A 2,542-nucleotide genomic window follows, 5' to 3' on the forward strand; every position below is an offset into this window, starting at 1 on the left:
ATTGGCTCCTCGAGCAGGACTCGAACCTGCGACATACGGATTAACAGTCCGTCGTTCTACCGACTGAACTATCGAGGAATACTCTGTCACTTTTCGCCGACAAATAGTATTTTACTTCATTACAATATATAATGCAAGCAATTTTTTACGTAAATCAATAATTTTTATCAAGGCAGCAATTCTTATATTTCTTTCCACTGCCGCAAGGGCAAGGATCATTTCTTCCCACCTTTTTCCCGGCACGGACCACAGCAGGCTGAGGTGTGCTTTGGACCTCATCCGGGGTATGCCCTTTCAGGACCCACAAAGGCAAGGTGTTGTTATAACGACCAATCAGTCCATACAGCTCCTGAGTATCCTCCACTGTAGGGAGAACAAGCTTTTTCTCCCTGAGGAAGCCTACAATCTCCTTCATGCCATAACCATTCTGAATTATAACCGTAATGGAACGCACAGCCTCTGCCGCCTGAAGAACATCGATATCGCACTTATCCATCATAAACTGAGCCAAAGCCCTGTATGCACCTGTGGACTCAATATAAGCTTCCTGCCCGGCATCCCACACCTTGTCATACGGGATATCGGCATAATCCAGCTGTGGTCTGTTCATCTGTTCCTGTTGCAGGGCTTCCATGTTTATAAGCTCAAAATACCTCAGCTCATGCTTCCCGACAACGACATTGTTGTACCAGCAGCCACCATTAAAAATAATTCCTATAAAATCAGAAAACTCCAGTTCATCATCAATATAATCACAAATTTTGGCGTATAAGCGATCATAATCCATTACACCATAGTAAAACACCAAGCCTGCGGCCAGTCGCATTACCTCAGAATTCAGGGTAACTGCCTGTTGGAAGGCTGCATTATTTATTTTTTCATATTCCTTCTGCAGCTCTTTTGGCATATACCAGAGCAATTTACCATCTGATAAGCCACAATACATAATCCCTATACCGCGTAAATAATCAAGGCGATGATCCTCCAGCTGCAATTCCCCGGCCATCCCCTGCTGCTTGCAGGCATAATCAAATAATTCCTTTTGATCCTCCAGGACACTTACAAACCAACGGCGAGAAAAATTGATTACCTCAGGCAGTACAGCCTCAACCATTTCAGCTTTTTTTACTTTATTGATATTTGTTGCCACCGGTAAATTAAGATTATACTGAATGTCCTCCAGCTCACTCTTGGTAAGCGCATTAAGCGCTTCAGTCAAAGTTAGTTTGGCAGGAAGCTTGTGACGGCGAAGACTTTTCATGCGGTCAGCCTTCTGCTCTGCCACCATTTTATTATATTCCTCATCAGAAAACATAATCTCTTTATTTTCAGAATTATCCTTTATATCAGTCAAAACCAATCAACCTCACTATATATCATATCAGCCAAAAAATTTAATTATTCCTTTAACAATGCCTTCAGCGGCCTTTTTAATACCAGCCTCAGAATTCATCAGACGCTCCTCACGCTCATTGGAAATGAATGCCACCTCCAGCAGAATTGCCGGCATGGTCGTATGTTTAACCACATAGAAATTACAGCTTTTTACACCTCTGTGTCCTGTAGACAGCATGGCAGTAACATTGTCTGAAACATCCTGGGCCAGCCTACGTGACGCTTTTGTGCCTTTCCCATAATAATATCCCGTGGTACCGCTAGGGGTACTGTTGGTAAAGGAATCCATATGGATTGAAACAAATATATCGGCATTACTGTTATTTGCTATATCACATCTGGCCTGAAGCTCCTCCACATCAGTTGCAGCTTCTCTTTTTGCTGAAACCTCAACATCCCTTGAGCGAGTCATTACCACCTCAGCCCCTTCGGCCTGGAGCAATCTTTGTACCTCTTTTGATATCCGCAGGGTGATACTTTTCTCAGTCACCCCTGTAGGTCCAATAGCGCCTACATCACAGCCGCCATGTCCTGGGTCAATGGCTATTATCTTCCCTTTTATTCCCGGAGTAAATACAGGCTCTACAACAGGCTTTTCCTCCTGTTTAACGGGATCAGGACTGCCCTGGGTGTCATTTTTGACCTGTGATTCGTCCCCAGGATTAACCGGGGATTCTGCACCGGATTTAGCGGTACTGTTATCCTTGTTTTTACCCTTGCCAAAATCAATTGCTGCACCACCGGAACCCGACTGAAAATCACCAAAATCCAATACCAGCCTATGTCCGGCATCTCCGCCCTTTAGAGAAAAGAATTTCCTGTTATTCTCTCCCAAACTGCTCTCGATAACCACCCGTACTGTATCAGGATCGTGCTGGGCAATTCTTACGCTTTTGACAAATCTGCTATTGACATTCATTGTCTTTTTCAAATCTGAACTGATCCAAGTACCATGTATATCCACCACAACACGCTGAGGATTGCTGAGCACACTGGTCTCAAAATCCATATCCTTGGTAATATCCATTACAATCCTTGTATGCTTTTTATCGGTACTGACCCTGACAGCCTTGATATGTGCCATTGTTTCCGTCCGTTCGGCAAATGTAGCAGCTTCTGTCCTGGCTGCATTCCCCAACGCAAAAAA

2 protein-coding genes and 1 tRNA gene are annotated in these 2,542 nt (G+C 44.0%); all 3 read right to left on the reverse strand.

Annotated elements, in window-relative coordinates:
• Positions 1–2 precede the first annotated feature (2 nt).
• Positions 3–78: transfer RNA gene (locus tag K6C05_RS03940), tRNA-Asn, on the reverse strand.
• Between the two features lie 76 nt (positions 79–154).
• Positions 155–1,354: an SEC-C metal-binding domain-containing protein gene (locus tag K6C05_RS03945; RefSeq protein WP_296731490.1), complete on the reverse strand. Its 1,200-nt coding sequence runs from the start codon at positions 1,352–1,354 to the stop codon at positions 155–157.
• A gap of 27 nt (positions 1,355–1,381) precedes the next feature.
• On the reverse strand, positions 1,382–2,542 hold a 1,161-nt coding region (locus tag K6C05_RS03950; protein WP_363317159.1), incomplete at its 5' end, for an N-acetylmuramoyl-L-alanine amidase.

The sequence above is a fragment of the Anaerovibrio sp. genome (assembly GCF_024697385.1).
Taxonomy (GTDB): domain Bacteria; phylum Bacillota; class Negativicutes; order Selenomonadales; family Selenomonadaceae; genus Anaerovibrio.